Raw genomic sequence first — 18,799 nt, forward strand, 5'->3', positions numbered from 1 at the left:
ACGACCCGAAGGCGGCGAACCGCTCAGGCTTAACCGCCTCCGAGCGCCACCGCCACATGATAGGTCACCAGCGACGCCAGATAGGCCAGACCGAACATGTAGCCGATCATGATCCAGGTCCATTTCAGCGAGTTGGTCTCGCGCCGCACGACGCCCAAGGTCGCTACGCACTGGGGCGCAAAGATGTACCAGGCCAGGAAGGACAGCGCCGTCGCCAGAGACCAGTGCGACGCCAGGGTCGAGGCCAGAAGCCCCGTCGCATTTTCGGCGTCTGCGATGGCGTAGGTGGTCCCCAGCGCAGCCACCGCGACCTCGCGCGCCGCCATGCCGGGGATCAGAGCGATGACCATCTGCCAGTTGAAGCCGATGGGGGCGAAGATTGGCTCCAGCGCCCGACCCAACATGCCGGCGAAGGAATAGTCGATGGCCGGCAGGGTCGCGTTCTCGGGCGGGTAGGGGAAGGTCGCCAGCACCCACAAGACGATCACCAATGGCAGGATGATGCGGCCGGCGCGGTTGAGGAAGATCTTGGCCCGGAGCCACAGATTGAAGCCGACGCTGCGCAGGTCCGGCGTCTTGTAGGCCGGAAGCTCCATCATGAAGGGCTCGACCGCACCGCGCCAAAACACCTTGCGGATCAGCAGGGACACGATCAGGGCGCTGACGATGCCGGCCGCGTAGAGGCCGAACATCACAAGGCCTTGCAGGTTGGCGAAGCCCCAGACCGTCTCGTTCGGGATGAAGGCGGCGATGATCAGCGTATAGACCGGGATGCGCGCCGAGCAGGTCATCAGGGGGGCGACCAGAATGGTGGTCAGGCGGTCGCGCCGCGAATCGATCACCCGCGCCGCCATCACGCCGGGAATGGCGCAGGCGAAACTGGACAGCAGCGGGATGAAGGCCCGGCCGTGCAGCCCCGCCCCGCCCATGATCTTATCCATCAGGAAGGCCGCGCGGGCCATATAGCCAAAGTCTTCCAGCGCGATGATGAATAGGAAGAGGATCAAAATCTGCGGCAGGAACACTAGCACGCTGCCGACGCCGGAAATGATGCCGTCCACGATCAGGCTTTGCAGCAAACCGTCGGGCAGCACATTGGCGACCAAGCCGCCCAACCAGGCGATGCCGGCCTCGATGCCGTCCATCACGGGCGCGGCCCAGCTGAACACGGCCTGGAACATCACGAACAGCAGGGCGAACAGGATCAGCAGCCCGCCGACCGGATGCAACAGCACCGAGTCGATCCTGCCGGTGAGTGTGTCGGGCCGTTCGGGGGGGCGGACACAGGCCTTCATGATCCGCTCGGCTTCGCGGGCGGCCGTTCGCAACTCGGCGGCGTCCGGACTGCGCCATTGGCTTTCGGTCACGGCGGCGACGGCGGCCTGGTCCTCGATGGCGGCGACCAGATCGTCGATGCCGCGCTTGCGGGTGGCCACGGTGGTGATGATCGGCACGCCCAGTTCGGCGCGCAATCGCTCCAGATCGATGCGCAGGCCCTGGCGCTGGGCGATGTCATACATGTTCAACGCCAGAACCATCGGCCGACCGACGGCCTTCAGCTCCAGAATCAGGCGCAGGACCAGACGCAGATTGGTGGCGTCCGCGACGCAGACCACCACGTCGGGCGGCGTCTCGCCGGCCAGTCGCCCCAGGACGGCGTCGCGCGTGACCTCCTCGTCCGGGCTGCGCGCCCGCAGGGAATAGGTGCCGGGCAGGTCCAACACCGACATCGTGCGGCCCGAGGCGGCGCGGATCAGGCCTTCCTTGCGCTCCACCGTCACGCCGGCGTAGTTGGCGACCTTCTGGTGAGCGCCGGTCAGGGCGTTGAACAGGGCCGTCTTGCCGCTGTTGGGATTGCCGACCAGAGCGACGCGAGCGGTCTTCAGCGCAATGTCCATCAGGCGGCGCTCAGCCGGATCGACAGGCTTTCCGCCTCGTGACGACGCAGGGCCACGCGCATGTCGTCCACCTTCATGGCGATGGGGTCGCGTCCGAACAGACCTTCGTGCAGCAGTTCGATCTGCGCGCCTTCGACAAAGCCCAGTTCAAGCAGACGGCGTTCCAACTCGACCGCCTCGCCCTGATGGTGACAATGGGCGCCCACTTGAACGATGACGCCGCGATCGCCGCGTCGGGCTTGGCTCAACTTGATGGTGTCGGTCAATTCTACGCTCGCACGGGCGAGGCCGCTCCCCAACGGCTCCGCGTTTCTTTGACACTGATTATCAGGTGCGAGGGGGCTACGTCCAGCAGGACAGCTTGACCAATTGCCGCGCCGGTGCGTTGCGCTATCACAAGGCAAACAGGAAGCCGCCATGCCCCGCCACGCCCTCGTCGCCCCCCTTCTTCTGGCCCCGCTTTTGACTTTGGCCGCCTGTGGTCAGGGCGAGCCGTCCACAACTACGCCTGCCGCGCCGGTTCACGTGCTGACGGATGCAGAAAAGGCGACCCTGCTGGCCTCCCTGCCCGCCCCCTACAATGCGGGCGATCTCGAGAACGGGCGTCGGGCGTTTGCGCGCTGTCGCGCCTGCCACACCATAGGCGAAGGCGGCCCGGACATGGCGGGGCCAAACCTATACGGTGTGTTCGGCCGCAAGGCGGGAGATCGTCCGCGCTATAACTATTCCAACGCCATGCGCACGGCGAACTTCACCTGGGACGCCGAGAAGCTGGATCACTGGCTGGAAAATCCGCGCACCTTCCTGCCCGGCAACAAGATGACCTTCCCCGGTCTGCCCGACGCCACGGATCGCCGCGACGTCATCGCCTTCCTGAAGGTGGAGACGGGCTACAAGCCGGAGCCTGCGCCCGCCGCTTGATCCGTCAGGCCTCGGGCAGTTCCTTGGGGCCGCCTTCGCGCAGTTCCTGGGCTTCCCACTCCTCGATCTTGCGGGCGGTCCATTCCGGCGACTTGGTGAAGCGCGCCAGGACGCCATAGATCACCGGCACCACGAACAGGGTCAGAACGGTGGCGAAGATGGCGCCGGTGAAGATCACCACGCCGATCGTCTGACGGCTGCCGGCGCCTGCGCCTTGCCACAGCACCAGCGGCAGAGCGCCGAAGGCGGTTGCGATCGAGGTCATGATGATCGGACGTAGCCGCAAGGACGACGACTCGATGATCGCCTCCCGGATCGACCGCCCCTGGTCGCGCAGTTGGTTGGCGAACTCCACGATCAGAATGCCGTTCTTGGCCGCCACGCCGATCAAAATGATCAGGCCGATCTGGCTGTAGATGTTCAGGCTGGAGCCCGCCATCAGCAGGCCGAAAAGCCCGCCCGCCGCCGCCAGCGGCACCGTTAACATGATGACCGCAGGCGTGATCCAGCTCTCGAACTGGGCCGCCAGAACCAGGAAGACCAGCAACAGCGCCAGACCAAAGGCCGCGAACACGGCCCCGCCCGCTTCCTGCTGATCGCGCGCCGCCCCACCCCACTGGGTGACGACGGCGCCTTGCGGCTGCTTGGCCGCCTCGGCGTTCAGGAACTGTATCGCGTCGTCGATCGTGGTGCCGGGATTGAGGTCGGCCTGCAGGGAGATCGCGCGCTGACGATCCAGACGGCGACGGTCCGGCGTGTCGCCGCTGGTCTTGGTCGTGACCACGGCCGACAGCGGCACCAGTTGGCCGCCCCCCGTTGCAACATACAGGGCTTCCAGGTCGGCGACCTCGCGACGATTGTCGCGCTCGGTCTGCAGGATGACATCGTATTCCTGACCGCCCTTGATGTAGGTCGTGGCGCGACGGGAGCCGAACATGGTCTCCAGCGTGCGGCCGATCGACTGGGACGAAACGCCCAGCGCGGCGGCTTTCTGCGGATCGACATCGACAAGCAGACGCGGTGAGTTCGGCTCATAGTTCAGGCGTGGACGCGAGAAGCCGGGATTAGCCTGGGCCGCGGCCAGCATCGGCTGCAGCCAGGCGTAGATCTGCTGGTAGTCGCTGCCGGTCGCGATCATTTCGATGGAGTTGGAGTTGCCGCCGCCGCGCTGGAAGGCGCCGGGGGTCGAGGCATTGACCTGGGCGCCCGTCTGGCCGCGCAGCTTGCCGTTCAACTCCTGAGCGATCTCGGCCGCCGAGCGGTCGCGCTTGGACCAGTCGGCGAGCGTGAGGACCGCATTGCCGGAGTTGAAGCTGCCGCCGCCGAAGCCTGGCGCGGACACCAGATAGCTGTCGGCCTCGCCGCTGGTCTTGTATTCGGCTAGCAGAGGCTCCAGCCCCAGCATGATCTTGCGGGTGTAGTCGAAGCCCGCGCCTTCGGGCCCGGCGACGCGCACCGTCACCCGGCCGCGATCCTCATCCGGCACCAGTTCGTTGGGCAGGGTCAGGAAGATGCCGCCCGCCCCCGCTGCGACCAGCAGGATCAGGGCGCCGACGCCGATAACCGCGATGCGACGGCCCAACAGCATGTCCAGCGACCGGCCATAGGACGACTTCAGCCGGTCCATACCCCAGTCGACCTTGCGCGCCACCCAGCCGCCGCCATGAGCAGGGCGCAGGATCTTGGACGCCAGCATCGGCGACAGGCTGAGCGCCAGGAAGGCGGAGAAGGCCACGGCCGCCGCGATCGCTGCGGCCAGTTCGACGAACAGACGTCCGACATAGCCCGGCAGGAACAGCAGCGGCGCAAACACTGACAGCAACACGATGGTGGTGGCCACGACCGCGAAGAAGACCTGGCGCGCGCCGCGTTCGGCGGCGACCAGAGGCGGCTCGCCCAGATCCAGACGACGCTGAATGTTCTCAACCACCACGATGGCGTCATCGACCACGAGGCCGATGGCCAGCACCAGGGCCAGCAGCGTCAGAAGGTTCAGCGAGAAACCCAGCGGGGCCAGGACGATGAAGGTCGCCAGCAGACAGATCGGCGCCACGATGGACGGGATCAACGCGGCTCGCAGGCTGCCCAGGAAGATGAAGTTCACCAGGGCCACCAGGGCCATGGAGATGCCGATGGTGATCCAGACCTCGTCGATCGCGTGCGAGGTGAAGACCGAGTTGTCGGATCCGACCTCGATGGTCACGCCCGGCGGCAATGTCGGCCGGATTTCCTCGATCATCTTGTGGACGCCGTCCGAGATGGCGAGGTCGTTCGACTGCGCCTGACGGGTCACGGCCAGGCCGATCTGATCCATCCCGTTGCCGCGGAACAGACGCCGGTCTTCTTCCGGCGCCTCCTCGACGCGGGCGATGTCGCCAAGGCGCGTCACATAGGTCGGCTGCCCCTGGATGATAGCCGACGATCCGCTGCCCGTGCCTGTGGCGACCGTCGCTGAGGCCGAGGCCGAGCCTCGCGTGCCGATGGGCAGTTGGCGGAAGTCTTCCGGCAGGGCGTAGGTGCGCGCCACGCGGACGGTGTAATCCTTGTCCGTCGATTCCAGCGAGCCGGCGGGCAGTTCGACGTTCTGGTTCGTCAGCGCCGTCTCGACGTCGTTGACCGTCAGGCCCCGCGCCGCCATGGCGGCGGAATCCAGCCAGATGCGCATCGAATAGCGCTGCTCGCCATAGATGTTGACCTGGGCCACGCCGGGCACCGTCGCCATCCGGTCGATCAGATAGCGGTCAGCGTAATCGGTTAGCTGCAGCCGGTTCATGCTGGTCGAGCGCAGGAAGACGATGATGATCGGCTGGCTGTCGGAATCGGCCTTGGCCACTTCGGGCGGGTCTGCTTGATCGGGCAAGCGGCCGACCACGCGGCTGACGCGGTCGCGTACATCGTTGGCGGCGTCGTCGATGTTGCGGTCCAGCGAGAACTCGATGTTCACGTTGGAGCGTCCGTCGCGGCTGGTCGAGTTGATGCGTTCGACGCCCTGGATGCCGGCGATCTGCTGCTCAACCGGCTCGGTGATCCGGCTCTCGATCACCTCGGCCGAGGCGCCAGCGTAGCTGGTGTTGACCGAGACGATCGGCGGATCGACGTCGGGCAGTTCACGCACGGGCAGGAAGAAGAAGGCCGCCGCGCCAATGACGCAAAGCACGATGGCCGCGACGGCCGCGAAGACGGGCCGCCGGACCGAAACATCGGACAGCATCATTTGGCGGCGCCCGACTTGCGACCCTGGCCGCCCACGCTGACCGGTGCGCCCGGCTGAATACGGTTCAGGCCCGATCCGACGATGCGGTCGCCCGCCTCGATGCCGGACAGGATTTCAACAAAGCCGTTCTCGACGGCCCCGGTCTCGACCTCGACCCGCTGCGCGGTGGAGCCGTTCTGGCCGGGCGCGATGCGATAGACGAAGGCGCCGGCGCCTTCATATTGCACGGCCGACTCGGGCACGGCGGCGCTCTGACGCTGGCCCTGCTGGACCGCCACGCGCATCAACATGCCGGGACGGATGCGACCGCCGGGGTTGGGGAACTCCGCGCGCGCGGTTGCGGCGCGGGTCGTTTCGTTGACGCGCGTGTCGATCAGGGCGATCCGCCCAGTGAACGGCTCGTCGCCATAGGCGTCTGCCGTCGCCGTCAGCTGGGCGCCGGGACGCAGCTGGTTCAGATAGCGCTCAGGCAGGGGGAAATCGACGCGGATCGTCGACGTGTCGTCCAGCGTCGTGATCACCGCGCCCGGGTTGATCAGCGTGCCGGGCGTCACCGTCGTCAGACCGACGCGCCCGGAGAACGGCGCCCGGATCACCCGGTCGCCCCGACGCGCCTGGGCCGCCTGCAACGACGCCCGCGCGGTTTCCAACCCGGTCTCGGCCTGTTCCAGCATGACCTGGGGCGCAACGCCCCGGTCGGCCAAGGCCTTGTAGCGATCGTATTCACGCTGGGCCTGATTGACGTTGGCGCGAGCCTCGATAATGGCCGCGTCTTCTTCACGCGCTTGGAGTTCGACCAGTGGCGCGCCGGCCGAGACGTACTGGCCGTCCGCGAACAGGACGCGGGTGATCAGTTCGGTGGTCGAAGAGGTAACGTTCACAGACCGCTCGCCGCGCGCCACGCCCAAAACGCGAATCTGATCCGAGAAGGGCCGCTGCGCCACGACGGCCTCGGACACCTGCTGCGCCCCGCGTCCGCGACCGCCGCCCGGCCCTGCCGCCTTCTTTTCATCTCCCGCGGAGACTTTGACGATGGCGGCGACGACCATCAGGGCAAGCAGGACAGCGGCGGCGACGAGGAAGAAGTGACGTTTGATCACGCGGGGGTCTCTCGGTCAGGGGGACGCCGCATGCATTACCGGGTAATGAAGTGCGCGCAATGTTACGTATCAGTAACGTGCCGGATCACATTTTCCGTCGCGGAAATCTTGCCTAAAATCGTCTCCAGATCGAAAGAACAGGCCCGCGGCTGATGGGGATCTCCTGGCCTGCGACGGTTTGTCTCCATCCGGCCTGCAAGCTCCAGGCGCCGAAATCACGCACCACCGAGGCTTCCAAAGACAGCCAGCGCGCGCCGCCGTCGGCCGCGCCGCCGAATGCCTGACCCAGCACCATCCAATCCTCGCCGATCCGGGCGCCTGCCGTCGCGTCGATGCGGGTTTCATCCGGCAGGCCGTCGCGCAGACGGCGTGCGGCCTGAAGCTCGACAAATGCGCCGTCCATTCCCCAGCGCTCGCCCATCTCGCCGAGGGACCGGCCGACCGACACGCGCGCCTCCCAATCGTGATCGCCGACGCCCGGCGCGGCATAGCCGGCGTTGCGCCCCTCCCCGGCTTGGGTATAGCCGCCGTAAAGGCTGACGGCGTTCCGGTCGTCGCGCCAGACCTGCCAGGTCGCACCGATCTCGATGGGGCCGCGCCCGCTGTAGTTGACGAAGGCGTCTTCGCCGTCCTGCCAGTCCGCCTTTAGCTGAAGCGTCAGCCGATCCGACACGCCGTATTCGGCGAACAGACCCAAGGTCGCGTCGCGCCGCTGGCCGCGCAGCTCACGCTCCTCGCCACCAGCGTCGAAACCTGTGTCGGCGCTCAGCCGCTCATATTTGACGATGGCTTGGCCCTTGCTTTTCGGCTGGGTCCAGGCGCCGGCGACGACTTCAGTCGGCGTCGATGCCGCGAGGACCAGCGCCCCCGCGACAACGGGAATTAGGCGTCGTAGCCCGGCGACTTTCGATCCAGCTGTCGCAGAGCGCCCGGCCAGGCCAGCGACGAGATGAACCCAATGCCGCGCCCCTGCTCCTTGGTCTCGGCCTGCGCTTCGTCCGGCGCCAACAGGATGTGCTCGCGCCCGCCGGACAACGCCGCAACCTGCTGCGCGCAGGCCCTCTCCAGGAAGAAGATGCCGATCCATGCTTGAGCCGCCGTTTCCCCGACCGCCAGTGTGCCGTGGTTTCGCAGCAACATCAGCGGTTTGTCCCCCAGGTCGGCGACCAGACGTTCGCGTTCGTCATGGTTCAGGGCCAACCCCTCATACCCATGATACGCAACCTGATGCTGTAGTAAACACGCGTTCTGACTGACGGGGAGCAAACCTTCGGCCTGAGCGGCGACGCCCACGCCGTTCACTGTATGCAGATGGATGACAAACTTGGCGTCCTCGCGCGCGGCATGGACGGCCGAGTGGATGGTGAAGCCTGCCGGATTGATGAAATAGGGCGTGTCCTGGACGATGTTCCCCTCCAGATCGACCTTCACCAGCGACGAGGCCGTAATCTCGTCGAAGTAGAAGCCGTACGGATTGATCAGGAAATGATGCTCCGGCCCGGGCACGCGCGCCGAGATATGGGTGAAGATCATGTCGTCCCAACCGTTCAAGGCGACCAGCCGATAGAGGGCCGCCAGCTCGACACGGACCTGCCATTCGGCTTCGGACACGCGCGACTTGATCGAGGGACTGGTTCCGTCCGCCATGATTTCCTCCTGCCTCTGGATGGGCTTTTACAAACCGTCACCCCGCGCGGTCGCGTCGTCAAGCCGACAAGGCCGCCGTTGACGTGACGTCACCCCCGCAGCGGCCTTGCTTAACCCGGTCTTCATCACGCAAGCATATGGTTAAGCATCGTCGCCGGTTCGGGGAGCCGCCTTGTCTGTCGTTCAACTGGAGCCGCCCCGCGACGCCTGGGACGACCGGACTGTGTCTGAGCTTCTGGTGCTGGCCAGCAGCCGTTCGGCCGACGACCGTCAGCGCCTGCTGCTGAAGGTCACCTCGCTGTGTGAATCCAATCCGCCGCCGCCCAAGGTCGCGCCGCTGCTCAGCGACATCTTCCTCGCTCTGACAGCCCAGGCCGAGCGGGATATTCGACTGGCCCTGTCCGAACGGATCGCGGGCGTTGATTGGGCTCCACCCGCCCTGGTCAATATGCTGGCGCTGGATGAGATCGAGATCGCCCGCCCGGTCATCACCTCCAGCCCGCTTCTTCAAAACGCCGACCTCATACGCCTGCTGATCGAGGCGACGCTGGAACATCAGATCGCTGTCGCCCGGCGCCCACAACTGGCGCGGCCGGTCGTGGACACGATCGTCGATCGCGCAGAACCCGTCACCATGACGGCGCTGGCGTCCAACCGTACGGCCGACATTGGTGAAGAGGCCATGCGCAAGCTGGTCGACCATTCGCGCCGCATCGCGGGCTTGCGGGCACCGTTGACGCGTCACCCCAGGCTGAACGAACAACTGGCTCAGCAGCTTTATCAATGGGTCGGCCAGGCTTTGCGTCAGTCGATCGGCGAACGCTTCCGCATCGACGACGCCCAGTTGAATGCGGCGGTTCAGGACGCGGCGGCGAAGGCCGTCGGCAGCCCGGAGTGGCGAGCCATGTCCGCCCGGATGACCGAGGATCGCGCACGCATCGACGCGGAACGACGACTGGTGGAAAAACTTCAAGCCGCCGGCCAGTTGCGCCCCGGTCTGCTGGTCCGCGCGCTACGAGAACAACGTTTCGAACTGTTCGAACAGACGCTGGCGGTTCTCGGCGGCTTCAGCGAGGCTCAGGTGCATCACGCCATCCGGGCTCCAACCGCCGAGCCGCTTTATTTGGCATGCATCGCCGTGGGCGTGGATAAGGCCGTTTTCGCCTCCCTTCTGGTCGAGGTGCGCAAGCTTTCGGGCGGAATGCCTGCCGACGGCGGCTGGAAGGCGACGCCGATGAGCGCGCACGCCGCCTCTCGCGCCTTCCATCAGATGATGCACAAGCCCGCGACCGTTTGACTCTGCGCCCAAGCTCGGGCCACGTCGCCAAGTGACTCAGTCAAGCTCCTCTCCCTTGCCGTCGTCGCCCCGATTGGCCTTCGTCGCCAGCGACCGGCCCGAAGCCCAGGCGGCGCGCAAGGCCTTGATCGCCCGCTATGGCGCCGTGTCTGAAGACGAGGCCGATGTGATCGTCGCATTGGGCGGGGATGGGCAGATGCTGGAAACGCTGCACGGCAACCTGCGCCAGCGCACGCCCGTGTATGGAATGAACCGCGGCTCCGTCGGCTTTCTGATGAACGACTACGACGAGAACGGTCTGCTGGAGCGGATCGCGACGGCCGAAAAGACCGTCATCCACCCGCTGCAGATGGATGCCTGGACCGAAAGCGGCGAGGTCCACACCGGCTTGGCCATCAACGAGGTGTCGCTGCTGCGCCAGACGCGCCAGTCGGCCAAGCTGCGCATCACCGTCGATGAGCGCGTGCGGCTGGAAGAACTGTCCTGCGACGGCTGCCTCGTGGCGACGCCTGCGGGATCGACCGCCTATAACCTGTCGGCGCACGGCCCGATCATCCCATTGGACGCCCGCATCCTGGCCCTGACGCCAATCAGCGCCTTCCGACCTCGTCGCTGGCGCGGCGCCCTGTTGTCGCACGGCGCCAAGGTGCGGTTCGAGGTTTTGGAGGCCGACAAACGCCCAGTCTCGGCGACCGCCGACAACTTCGAGGTCCGACGCGTCGCCCGCGTCGAGGTGCGCGAGCGTCGTGACGTCACCCTGACCATGCTCTTCGATGCGGGCCGGTCGTTCGACGAGCGGGTGATGGCCGAACAGTTCGCGAACTGATCGGTCACGGCTTCTTAAGCCCGCTACCGTATTTTGGCGTGAACGTCCTATGGAGCCCGCCATGAGCAATCCGGCGCAGATCACCCCTCCGACCAACTCGCTGCGGCTCAAGGTCGGCGGCGGCTTCGGCATCAACGCCGACGCCATCGCTCGTGCAGAGGAGGCGCTGAAAGCCATGTCGGCCCAGTTCGGCCAGTGGCTGAACGACGAGATCGTCAAGCTGGACAATGCTCAGGCAGACATCCGTGAGCAGGGCTACACCCCCGTCACCGCAGAGGCTCTATATTTCCGCGCTCATGATCTGAAGGGCTTGGGCACGACCTATGAATATCCGCTGGTGACGCGCATCGCTGGTTCGTTGTGCAAGATGCTGGACGACGCCGATCGCCGCATGACTGCGCCCATCGCCATACTGGACGCCCATATCGACGCCATCCGCGCCGTGGTCCGCGACCAGATCAAGACTGACGAACATCCGACCGGCCGCGCCTTGGCCGAGACCCTGGAAGCGCGCGTCGCAGATCACCTCGCAGGCTGAAGTCCCTCCAGCCGTTTGCGAAAGGTCCGTCGTCTCCGGCGGGCCTTTTTTCTTGTAGCCTGATCGGTTGAGAAGAATCGCTTCGCGATCTCGTCAATGCCGTGAATCAGGCTCTCAGGATCAGGCCGCGTTGGCGGCGGCCAGGCTGAGCGACGGCGACTGATCCAGCCGCTCCATCAGATACGCCAGATCGTCGCGCAGCACGGCCGGACGCTGGGTCAGGAACCGCTCCAGCATCTGATCGCGGAAATAGGCGCTCGACGTATCGATCCCCTCCGCCGCCAGCGCACGCCAGGTGTCGACGCCCGCGCGGAAGGCCTGGAACAGGCGCGGCGGCAATCCCGCGCGATCATAGATTGCCTTCAGCCCCAGCGGACCGGCGTCATGCACCATCAGCCAGGCGCGGTGATGGGGCGTGTTGGCCAGTTCGGCCAGCCCATATTCGAACATCGCCATCTGACCCCGCGCCAGTCCGCGCAGCAGCAACGATGCATTCAGGACGCGACGGGCGTTCAACTGGGTCATGAAGGCCGCCAGATCGGTGCTGACGCTGGCCTGATCGACCAGATCCACCGTCATCCGCTCACGAGAGTATTGGGCCAGACGGATCGCAGTTTCCGGGGCCACAGCGTGATGGCTGATCAGATGTTCGCGCACCGCCTCGCTGGCCAATTGGATCAACCGCTCGGTCACATGCAGCGGCAGGACCTGGCGATAGGCTACGGCGGCCAGGACTTCAGGCGCTTCGGCGAAACGATCGACGACGGTCGCCAGCGCCCCTTCGGACAGATCGGCATTGTCATTCGCCGCCAAGGTGCGAACCGACTGCTCGCATCCTTCGGCCGCCAACACGGTTGCGACATCGCGCGACACCCGCGCCCGCCCCGCCACGGCGACCTGACGCACGACCGATCCGGCGCGCACGATCTCGATCAGATCCTCGTCGCTGAACGCCGGCGACGAGGCGATGATCGGCAGGGCGATGCTGTCCAGATCGCCCGCCAGTTTGCGCGCCACGTCATTGGGAATCAGATCGGACGCCTTCAGCGTCACGGCCATAGCGCGACGCACCAGTTCGGCGGCGTCATTGGCCAGCAGACGCAGGATTTTCTGCGCCGCCGCCCTGTCGTCCTCATTCAGTTCCGCGCGCTCCATGTTGCGGCACAGCTTGTGCGCCGCCTCGGCCCGCTCATCGTCGTCCGTCGCCTTGATCAGGCGTCGGATGTCCACTTCTGTCAGGCGGGCGCGGAAGGCGGTCATGGACGGCTCGTGATGGAATCGGACGTTGATCCCAGAATGAGACTGCCATGCTTAACGGGCGGTTTACCATCGGTTGCAATGCAACGACTCAGGTCGATTCCTTGCCATTTGGCGAGAAAGCGCCGCCGAAGCCGCTGCTGGATGATCCATCCTGACCGAGCAATAGCGCCAGAAGGCCTTGATCCTGCTTCAGCCGATCCAGACGTGCGGCCAGCATCTGGTCCTTGTCGCTCAGGTTCGGCACGGCGTATTTCGTCTCGCCGGCTCCGGCGGCGGGTGCGCCCTCGCCTGCCGTGCGCTGCAGATTGGCGTGGACCTCGGCGACCGTGGCGGCGCGTCCATTGCGATAGAAGATGCTGCGGTTGGCCCGCGCAGCGTCGGGGAACAGCGCTGCGGCGCTGCCGCCCGGATTACGATCCATCGCCTCCATCAAACCGGCGGCGCCGGCCGGCCCCAGGAAATGAGCCGCATACAGATCGCCTGCGCCCGGTTCCTTGCCCGTGCGTCCGCGCAGATAGGCGGCATTGGACGCCGTCAACTCAGCCGCCATGGTCGAGGCCGCATGAGGATCGAATCGAAGGTCCAGCACCACATTGCGCGCTGAACCCTCGACGCGCCAACGTCCGTCCGACCCGCGATGGATCAGGTCGGCGTACTGGCCGTAGCCGTGCTGGGCCCCGTGCTGCTTGACCGTGCCCAGCCAAGTCTGCTCGATGAATTGAAACAGGCCGGCGGCCGACGAGGTCGGGGCCTTGGCCGACGGGTTCATCGCGCTCTCGCGCCGCGCGGTCTTGACCAGGAAGTCATAGTCCACGCCAACCGCGTTCGACGCGCGCCGGATGGCCGCCTCTACTCCGCCTGTCGATGGAATCGCTCCGATACCCATGTGCGAAGGGTCGGCGAACGTAGTTAACCAACTCTTAATTCTTAACGGCCGCGTTAACGCCTCGACCTTCGTCGAACGGGAAAACTTCGCCGTAAAGCCGCCACAACCTGCGCGCTCAACTTGCAGTTACGGGCGCTGCGGGGGCGGTGAACGAGGGAGTGACGTTATGATGATCCGTGCTGCCGGTGGTCCCGGCTTGATCAGCCCGATCGACTTCGGGGAACGTAAGAAACCCATCCCGCGCTGGATGCTGGGCGCCATCGGCGTCTCGGTCGTCCTGCACGTTGCGGCGGGGGTGGCGCTTTATAATCAAAGATTCGAGCTAAGTGCGGCGCCCATCGACGACATCCTCGACCCGCCGGTCTCGGTGATGATGGCGCCGCCCAAACCCAAGCCCTTGCCCACGCCCGAAACGGCGGCGCCGCCAACGCCCATTCACAAGTCGGCGATCCCCGTGCCCTCGACGGTGCAGACGATCCCGCTGACGCCGCCCGAGCCCGGCGTCGTGACCGCTCAACCCGGTCTGCCGACCATCAGCGTCGCCCCCACCGGCGTTGAGGGCGGCACGGCAACCGTCGAGACGCCACCGCGCCCGCCGTCGGTGATCAACAATCCATCTTGGGCCAGCCGGCCTTCCGCGGCGCAGATGGCGCGGGCTTATCCGACCCGCGCCGCAGAGAACGGCACGCCGGGTTCGGCGACGCTCAGTTGCGTGGTCAATGCGGACGGCGGCCTGAACGGCTGCCGGGTCGTGGGCGAGACACCGAGCGGCCAGGGCTTCGGCCGCGCCGCGCAGAGCCTGACGCGGTCGTTCCGCATGAACCCGCGCACCGTTGACGGCCGGCCTGTCGACGGCGCGACCGTCAACTTCACCGTCCGGTTCGCGATGGAAGGCTAGAACCGACCAGGGTCGAGGGCGCGGGCGTGTGGCGACGCCGTCCGCCCCTCGATCGCATCGGCGACCACGGCGCCGACCAAGGGCCCCAGCAACCAGCCGTTTCGACGCGGCGCCAAGGCCATAAACAGACCCTCTTCACCAGGCGCCGCGCCCGCGAGGGGCAGACCATCCGCCGTAGCGCCCCGGATGCCGACGCGCCATTCGATAGACAGCGGCTCAGGCGACCGACCCAGCGCAGCCCACCCCGCTTGGGTCAGGCGTTCGGACGCCTCGGCATCCGGCGTCGTATCCCGCCGCCCCGGCTCCATCGTCGCTCCGATGACCGCGCCAGACGCCATTGGCGCGACATAGGCGCCCGGCCCGCGCACAACATGATCGACAAGATGTACGGCTGCCACGCCGATCTGTCCGCGGATCGGCTCAATATCTGCGATCAAACGACGCGCGGTCTCAGGCAGACCAATGATGGCGTCACCGGCGCCGGTGGCCAGCACGACCGCGTCCGCATCCAGCAATCGATCACCGACTTTGAGCCGCCAGCCGCCATCGGTGCGGGCGATCGTCGTCACCGTCCCCGCGATGACAGCCTCGCCCAGCGCCTGCCTTAGCGCCGCCAGAGCCTGTGTTGGCTCGACCTGATAATCGTCATCGGTCGTGACGCTGGCGCCATCGCGCCGCGCGTCGAAGCCCAGCGCGCGCAACCGCGTCTCCATCGCCTCCACATCGACGCCGCGCCACTCGGCGGGTCGATGCGCCAAAGCGGTGCCGGCGGCGTTCGCGAACTCGGGCCACAGGTCGCGTCCTGCCCGAAACAGTTGGGCGCGATCCAGCGACACGTCATCGATTGCTGATTCCATCGCCGGGGCGATCATCCCCGCAGCTACCAGGGAGGCGTTCACCTCGCCCGGATCGACCACCAACACCGCCCGACCGCGCCGATGCAGTTCGAATGCCGTACAGAGGCCCAGCACGCCGGCGCCGACGATCACGATGTGAGAGGAAGACGTCACGGGCCGTCTGATCGACCCGTGACGTACCTATTGCAAGATGGCTTTCGCCTATTCCGCCGCCATGGAGGCCGCGCCGGCGTCATCCAGACGCGCGACCAGGGCTGCGTGCTGGTCCCACAGGGCTGTCGGCAATCTATCGCCGAACTGGCGATAGAAGTCGGGGATCAGCGCCGCCTCTTCGGCCCAGACGCCTGCATCCACGTCCAACAGGGTCGACAATTGCGCCGGAGTCAGGTCTAGGCCTGACAGGTCCAACGCGGAGACAGACGGCACGCGCCCGACCGCCGTATCGACCGCCTCGGCCTCGCCGTCGATCCGCTCGCTGATCCACTTCAGCACGCGCGCATTGTCGCCGAAGCCGGGCCAGACGAAGCGGCCGTCCTGATCCTTTCTGAACCAGTTGACGAAGAAGATGCGCGGCAGTTTCGACGCGTCTCGCCCCTGGCCCATCTTCAGCCAGTGGGCGAAATAGTCGCCCATGTTGTAGCCGCAGAACGGCAGCATGGCGAAGGGATCGCGACGCAGTTCGCCGACCTTGTTCTCGGCCGCCGCCGTGCCTTCGGACGCCACGGTCGAGCCCATGAAGACGCCGTGTTCCCAATCGAAGGCTTCGGTCACCAGCGGCACGGCGCTGGCGCGACGACCGCCGAACAGGATCGCGTCGATCGGCACGCCTCTGGGATCTTCCCACTCCGGCGCGATGGCCGGGCATTGGCTGGCGGGCGCCGCGAAACGGGCGTTGGGGTGCGCGGCGGGTTCGCCGGACGCGGGATCGTGCGGTTGTCCCTTCCAGTTCGTCAGGCCCTCAGGCGCCTGTTTCGTCAGCCCCTCCCACCAGACGTCGCCATCGTTGGTCAGGGCGGTGTTGGTGAAGATGGTGTTGGAGGCCAAGGTCTCCAGCGCATTGTGATTGGTGTTGCGGCTGGTGCCCGGCGCGACGCCGAAGAAGCCGGCCTCGGGATTGACCGCATACAGCCGCCCGTCGTCGCCGAACCGCATCCAGGCGATGTCGTCGCCGATGGTCTCGGCCTTCCAGTCCGGCAGGCTGGGCTGCAGCATGGCCAGGTTGGTCTTGCCGCACGCGCTGGGGAAGGCGGCGGCGACGTATTTCGCCCGGCCTTTCGGATCCGTCAGCTTCAGGATCAGCATGTGCTCGGCCAGCCATCCCTCATCGCGAGCCATGATCGAGGCGATGCGCAGGGCGTAGCATTTCTTGCCCAACAGGGCGTTGCCGCCATAGCCCGAACCATAGGACCAGATTTCGCGCGTTTCCGGGAAATGCACGATCCATTTGTCGTCGTTGCAGGGCCAGGGCACGTCCGCCTGACCGTCAACCAGCGGCGCGCCCAGCGTATGGACGGCCGGCACGAAGACGCCCTTATCGCCCAACTGATCCAGCGCCGGCTTACCCATGCGGGTCATCACCCCCATGGACAGGGCGACATAGCCGCTGTCGGTGATCTCGACGCCCAGGGCGCTGATCTCCGACCCCAGCGGGCCCATGCAGAACGGGACGACATACATCGTGCGCCCAGCCATGCAGCCGTCGAAGAGACCATCCAAACGGGCGCGCATCTCAATCGGATCGGCCCAGTTGTTGGTCGGGCCGGCGTCAGCCTCGTCGTCCGAGCAGATGAAGGTGCGGCTCTCCACGCGCGCGACGTCGCGGGGATCGGAGGCGGCGTAGTAGCAGCCCGGCCGCTTGGTCTGATCCAGCGCCTTCAGCGTGCCCTTGGCCAGCAGGTCGGCGGTGATGGCCTCTTTCTCGGCCTCGGAGCCGTCGCACCAATGGACCTTGGCGGGCTTGGTCAGGGCGGCGATCTGCTCGACCCAGGCGATCAGCCCGGCATGGGCGGTGGGCGCCGGGCGCAAGCCAAGCGTGGAAGGATTGGACAAGGACGTCTCCTGAGCAAAAAGAGCCCGACGATCTGACGCCGCCATGACCCGACACATAACGATCACGCACTGTTACAAGCGAAATGCGCCGTCGTTTCCGCCGCGTCAAACCGCGCACGAAAGCGCCGATGTCCACCGGTGTCGCGGGCAAAAGATCGCAGGTGCGATCGCGGCGTCAGAGCGGTAGAAGAGCCTGTGCAAACACTGGATTCGCTCACTGTCCTGCCTGACGGCGCGCTCACTTCGCCCGCCGCGCGTCGAAACGCCGATGCGATTCTTCGCGTGCTCCGCGCCCATCTGCCGGCGCGTGGTTCGGTGCTCGAGATCGCGTCCGGATCGGGCGAGCACGCAGCCGCCTTCGCCGCCGCCTTGCCTGCTTTGGACTGGACGCCCAGCGACCCCAGCGATCAGGCCCGAGAAAGCAGCACCGCCTGGAGCCGCCAGCTCGATCTGTCGAACCTGAAGCCGCCGTTGGCGCTCGACGCAGGCGATCCTACGACATGGCCGTCCGACACGTTTGACGCCCTATATTGTGCGAACATGACGCACATCAGCCCCTGGTCGGCGACCGAGGGGCTGATGGATCTGGCCGGTCGCGTCCTGCGACGCCCCGGCGGTCTGCTGGCGCTCTACGGCCCCTATCGTGAGGCTGGAGTTCCGCTGTCGGCATCGAACGCCGCCTTCGACGCCAGCCTGAAGGCGCGAAACGTGGAATGGGGTCTGCGTGATCGCGAAGCGGTTGACACCCTAGCCCGCTCGCATGACCTTGCGGCCACGCTGCGGGTTCAGATGCCGGCGAACAACCTCATCCTGCTGTTCCGCGCCGTCTGATCACACGATCGCGCCGACCAGCTTGGACAGTTCGGCCCGATCGTTCAGGAGGGTCACGGCGCCGTCCTTGAACACCGCGCCATCGGCCTCGGCGGAAACGCCGAAGCTCTCGGCCGCCAACCCCACGCCGTCGGCGAAGGCGATGACCGTCAGGGCGTTCGCGCGCGCCAGGTCGATCAGCGACCGCACGGCCGCCACCGACGCCTCGTCCGTCGCACCGCCGGGAACAATCAGGCCTTTCAGACGGCCTTCGGCGATGTCCTTGGCCGTTGCGGTGGCCAGCACGGTCACGCCGCCGGCGATCAGACTGGCGTCGCCCGTCGAGATCGGGGCCAGACCCACGCCTTCGGCCCGCAACGCGCCCTCCACGTCGCCCAACTCGCCGAACGCCATGTCACGCCGCATCACCAGCCCCATGCGCAGACGGGTGGGAACAGGACGGTTGTAACCGGTGCGACGGGGGCCTGCGGAAGATTTGTTTTGAGCGAACAAGACGTCTCCTTGAGATGTTTCAATACTGATCCAGATCCGACAAGCGACGCTGTCGAACCACCCACGCCGATGACCAGAAAAATGA

The 18,799-nt window shown here is 66.3% G+C and carries 17 protein-coding genes; 6 read left to right on the forward strand and 11 right to left on the reverse strand.

Annotated features, from left to right (window positions below):
- Positions 1-29: 29 nt before the first annotated feature.
- Positions 30-1,898 carry a ferrous iron transporter B gene (gene feoB, locus AC3WRC_RS12680; RefSeq protein WP_492304087.1) on the reverse strand — a complete coding sequence of 623 codons (1,869 nt, stop codon included), beginning with the start codon at positions 1,896-1,898 and terminating at the stop codon, positions 30-32.
- A complete protein-coding gene (locus tag AC3WRC_RS12685) occupies positions 1,898-2,164 on the reverse strand; it encodes a FeoA family protein (RefSeq protein WP_492304088.1) in 267 nt (88 codons plus the stop codon). Before AC3WRC_RS12685 ends, feoB begins: the two co-directional genes overlap by 1 nt.
- A gap of 151 nt (positions 2,165-2,315) precedes the next feature.
- On the opposite strand from AC3WRC_RS12685, the gene AC3WRC_RS12690 reads away from it, so the two are divergent.
- Complete coding sequence (locus AC3WRC_RS12690) at positions 2,316-2,819, forward strand: c-type cytochrome (RefSeq protein WP_492304089.1); 504 nt, start codon at positions 2,316-2,318, stop codon at positions 2,817-2,819.
- A gap of 4 nt (positions 2,820-2,823) precedes the next feature.
- On the opposite strand, the gene AC3WRC_RS12695 is transcribed toward AC3WRC_RS12690, so the two are convergent.
- From AC3WRC_RS12695 to AC3WRC_RS12710, 4 genes are all read right to left on the reverse strand, one after another.
- Positions 2,824-6,030, reverse strand: a complete 3,207-nt coding sequence (locus AC3WRC_RS12695) for an efflux RND transporter permease subunit (RefSeq protein WP_492304194.1) — start codon at positions 6,028-6,030, stop codon at positions 2,824-2,826.
- Positions 6,030-7,133 carry an efflux RND transporter periplasmic adaptor subunit gene (locus AC3WRC_RS12700; RefSeq protein ID WP_492304090.1) on the reverse strand — a complete coding sequence of 368 codons (1,104 nt, stop codon included), beginning with the start codon at positions 7,131-7,133 and terminating at the stop codon, positions 6,030-6,032. The genes AC3WRC_RS12695 and AC3WRC_RS12700 overlap by 1 nt, the downstream gene beginning before the upstream one ends.
- Positions 7,134-7,245: 112 nt before the next feature.
- Positions 7,246-7,830, reverse strand: coding sequence for a hypothetical protein (locus AC3WRC_RS12705; RefSeq protein WP_492304091.1), 585 nt, complete (start codon positions 7,828-7,830; stop codon positions 7,246-7,248).
- 185 nt (positions 7,831-8,015) lie between these two features.
- The gene (locus AC3WRC_RS12710) at positions 8,016-8,780 is read right to left on the reverse strand and encodes a class II aldolase/adducin family protein (RefSeq protein WP_055754843.1); all 765 of its coding nucleotides are present in this window, start codon (positions 8,778-8,780) and stop codon (positions 8,016-8,018) included.
- Between the two features lie 172 nt (positions 8,781-8,952).
- On the opposite strand from AC3WRC_RS12710, the gene AC3WRC_RS12715 reads away from it, so the two are divergent.
- From AC3WRC_RS12715 to AC3WRC_RS12725, 3 genes are all read left to right on the forward strand, one after another.
- Complete coding sequence (locus AC3WRC_RS12715; protein ID WP_492304092.1) at positions 8,953-10,077, forward strand: DUF2336 domain-containing protein; 1,125 nt, start codon at positions 8,953-8,955, stop codon at positions 10,075-10,077.
- 55 nt (positions 10,078-10,132) lie between these two features.
- Positions 10,133-10,903, forward strand: a complete 771-nt coding sequence (locus tag AC3WRC_RS12720) for an NAD kinase (protein ID WP_492304093.1) — start codon at positions 10,133-10,135, stop codon at positions 10,901-10,903.
- A 61-nt stretch (positions 10,904-10,964) separates the two neighbouring features.
- Positions 10,965-11,441 carry an Hpt domain-containing protein gene (locus tag AC3WRC_RS12725; protein WP_174086226.1) on the forward strand — a complete coding sequence of 159 codons (477 nt, stop codon included), beginning with the start codon at positions 10,965-10,967 and terminating at the stop codon, positions 11,439-11,441.
- A 120-nt stretch (positions 11,442-11,561) separates the two neighbouring features.
- On the opposite strand, the gene spbR is transcribed toward AC3WRC_RS12725, so the two are convergent.
- Together spbR and AC3WRC_RS12735 are read right to left on the reverse strand one after the other, a co-directional pair.
- Positions 11,562-12,701 (reverse strand): SpbR family protein, encoded by a 1,140-nt coding sequence (gene spbR / locus AC3WRC_RS12730; RefSeq protein WP_492304094.1) that lies wholly within the window; start codon positions 12,699-12,701, stop codon positions 11,562-11,564.
- Between the two features lie 88 nt (positions 12,702-12,789).
- A complete protein-coding gene (locus AC3WRC_RS12735; RefSeq protein WP_055754840.1) occupies positions 12,790-13,587 on the reverse strand; it encodes a transglycosylase SLT domain-containing protein in 798 nt (265 codons plus the stop codon).
- A 166-nt stretch (positions 13,588-13,753) separates the two neighbouring features.
- Between AC3WRC_RS12735 and AC3WRC_RS12740 the strand changes: the two genes are divergently transcribed.
- On the forward strand, positions 13,754-14,485 hold the full coding sequence (locus AC3WRC_RS12740) for a TonB family protein (protein ID WP_066551846.1): 732 nt from the start codon (positions 13,754-13,756) through the stop codon (positions 14,483-14,485).
- Here the strand turns inward: AC3WRC_RS12740 and AC3WRC_RS12745 are convergent.
- Together AC3WRC_RS12745 and AC3WRC_RS12750 are read right to left on the reverse strand one after the other, a co-directional pair.
- Positions 14,482-15,495 (reverse strand): NAD(P)/FAD-dependent oxidoreductase, encoded by a 1,014-nt coding sequence (locus AC3WRC_RS12745; RefSeq protein WP_492304095.1) that lies wholly within the window; start codon positions 15,493-15,495, stop codon positions 14,482-14,484. The two genes, AC3WRC_RS12740 and AC3WRC_RS12745, sit on opposite strands and share 4 nt — an antisense overlap.
- Before the next feature lie 48 nt (positions 15,496-15,543).
- Positions 15,544-17,391 carry a phosphoenolpyruvate carboxykinase (GTP) gene (locus AC3WRC_RS12750; RefSeq protein ID WP_492304096.1) on the reverse strand — a complete coding sequence of 616 codons (1,848 nt, stop codon included), beginning with the start codon at positions 17,389-17,391 and terminating at the stop codon, positions 15,544-15,546.
- A 195-nt stretch (positions 17,392-17,586) separates the two neighbouring features.
- On the opposite strand from AC3WRC_RS12750, the gene AC3WRC_RS12755 reads away from it, so the two are divergent.
- A complete protein-coding gene (locus tag AC3WRC_RS12755) occupies positions 17,587-18,222 on the forward strand; it encodes a DUF938 domain-containing protein (protein WP_492304097.1) in 636 nt (211 codons plus the stop codon).
- Here AC3WRC_RS12755 and AC3WRC_RS12760 read toward each other — a convergent pair whose 3' ends face one another.
- Positions 18,223-18,714 (reverse strand): hypothetical protein, encoded by a 492-nt coding sequence (locus AC3WRC_RS12760; RefSeq protein ID WP_492304098.1) that lies wholly within the window; start codon positions 18,712-18,714, stop codon positions 18,223-18,225.
- Positions 18,715-18,799 lie beyond the last annotated feature (85 nt).

Source organism: Brevundimonas sp. EU05-FHT14B07, from assembly GCF_058790795.1.

Excerpts from the sequence above, each read along its gene's own strand:
- feoB (WP_492304087.1), bottom strand. The coding sequence starts at position 1,898 with ATGGACATTGCGCTGAAGACCGCTCGCGTCGCTCTGGTCGGCAATCCC.
- AC3WRC_RS12690 (WP_492304089.1), top strand. The coding sequence starts at position 2,316 with ATGCCCCGCCACGCCCTCGTCGCCCCCCTTCTTCTGGCCCCGCTTTTG.
- AC3WRC_RS12695 (WP_492304194.1), bottom strand. The coding sequence starts at position 6,030 with ATGCTGTCCGATGTTTCGGTCCGGCGGCCCGTCTTCGCGGCCGTCGCG.
- AC3WRC_RS12710 (WP_055754843.1), bottom strand. The coding sequence starts at position 8,780 with ATGGCGGACGGAACCAGTCCCTCGATCAAGTCGCGCGTGTCCGAAGCC.
- AC3WRC_RS12725 (WP_174086226.1), top strand. The coding sequence starts at position 10,965 with ATGAGCAATCCGGCGCAGATCACCCCTCCGACCAACTCGCTGCGGCTC.
- spbR (WP_492304094.1), bottom strand. The coding sequence starts at position 12,701 with ATGACCGCCTTCCGCGCCCGCCTGACAGAAGTGGACATCCGACGCCTG.
- AC3WRC_RS12735 (WP_055754840.1), bottom strand. The coding sequence starts at position 13,587 with ATGGGTATCGGAGCGATTCCATCGACAGGCGGAGTAGAGGCGGCCATC.
- AC3WRC_RS12740 (WP_066551846.1), top strand. The coding sequence starts at position 13,754 with ATGATGATCCGTGCTGCCGGTGGTCCCGGCTTGATCAGCCCGATCGAC.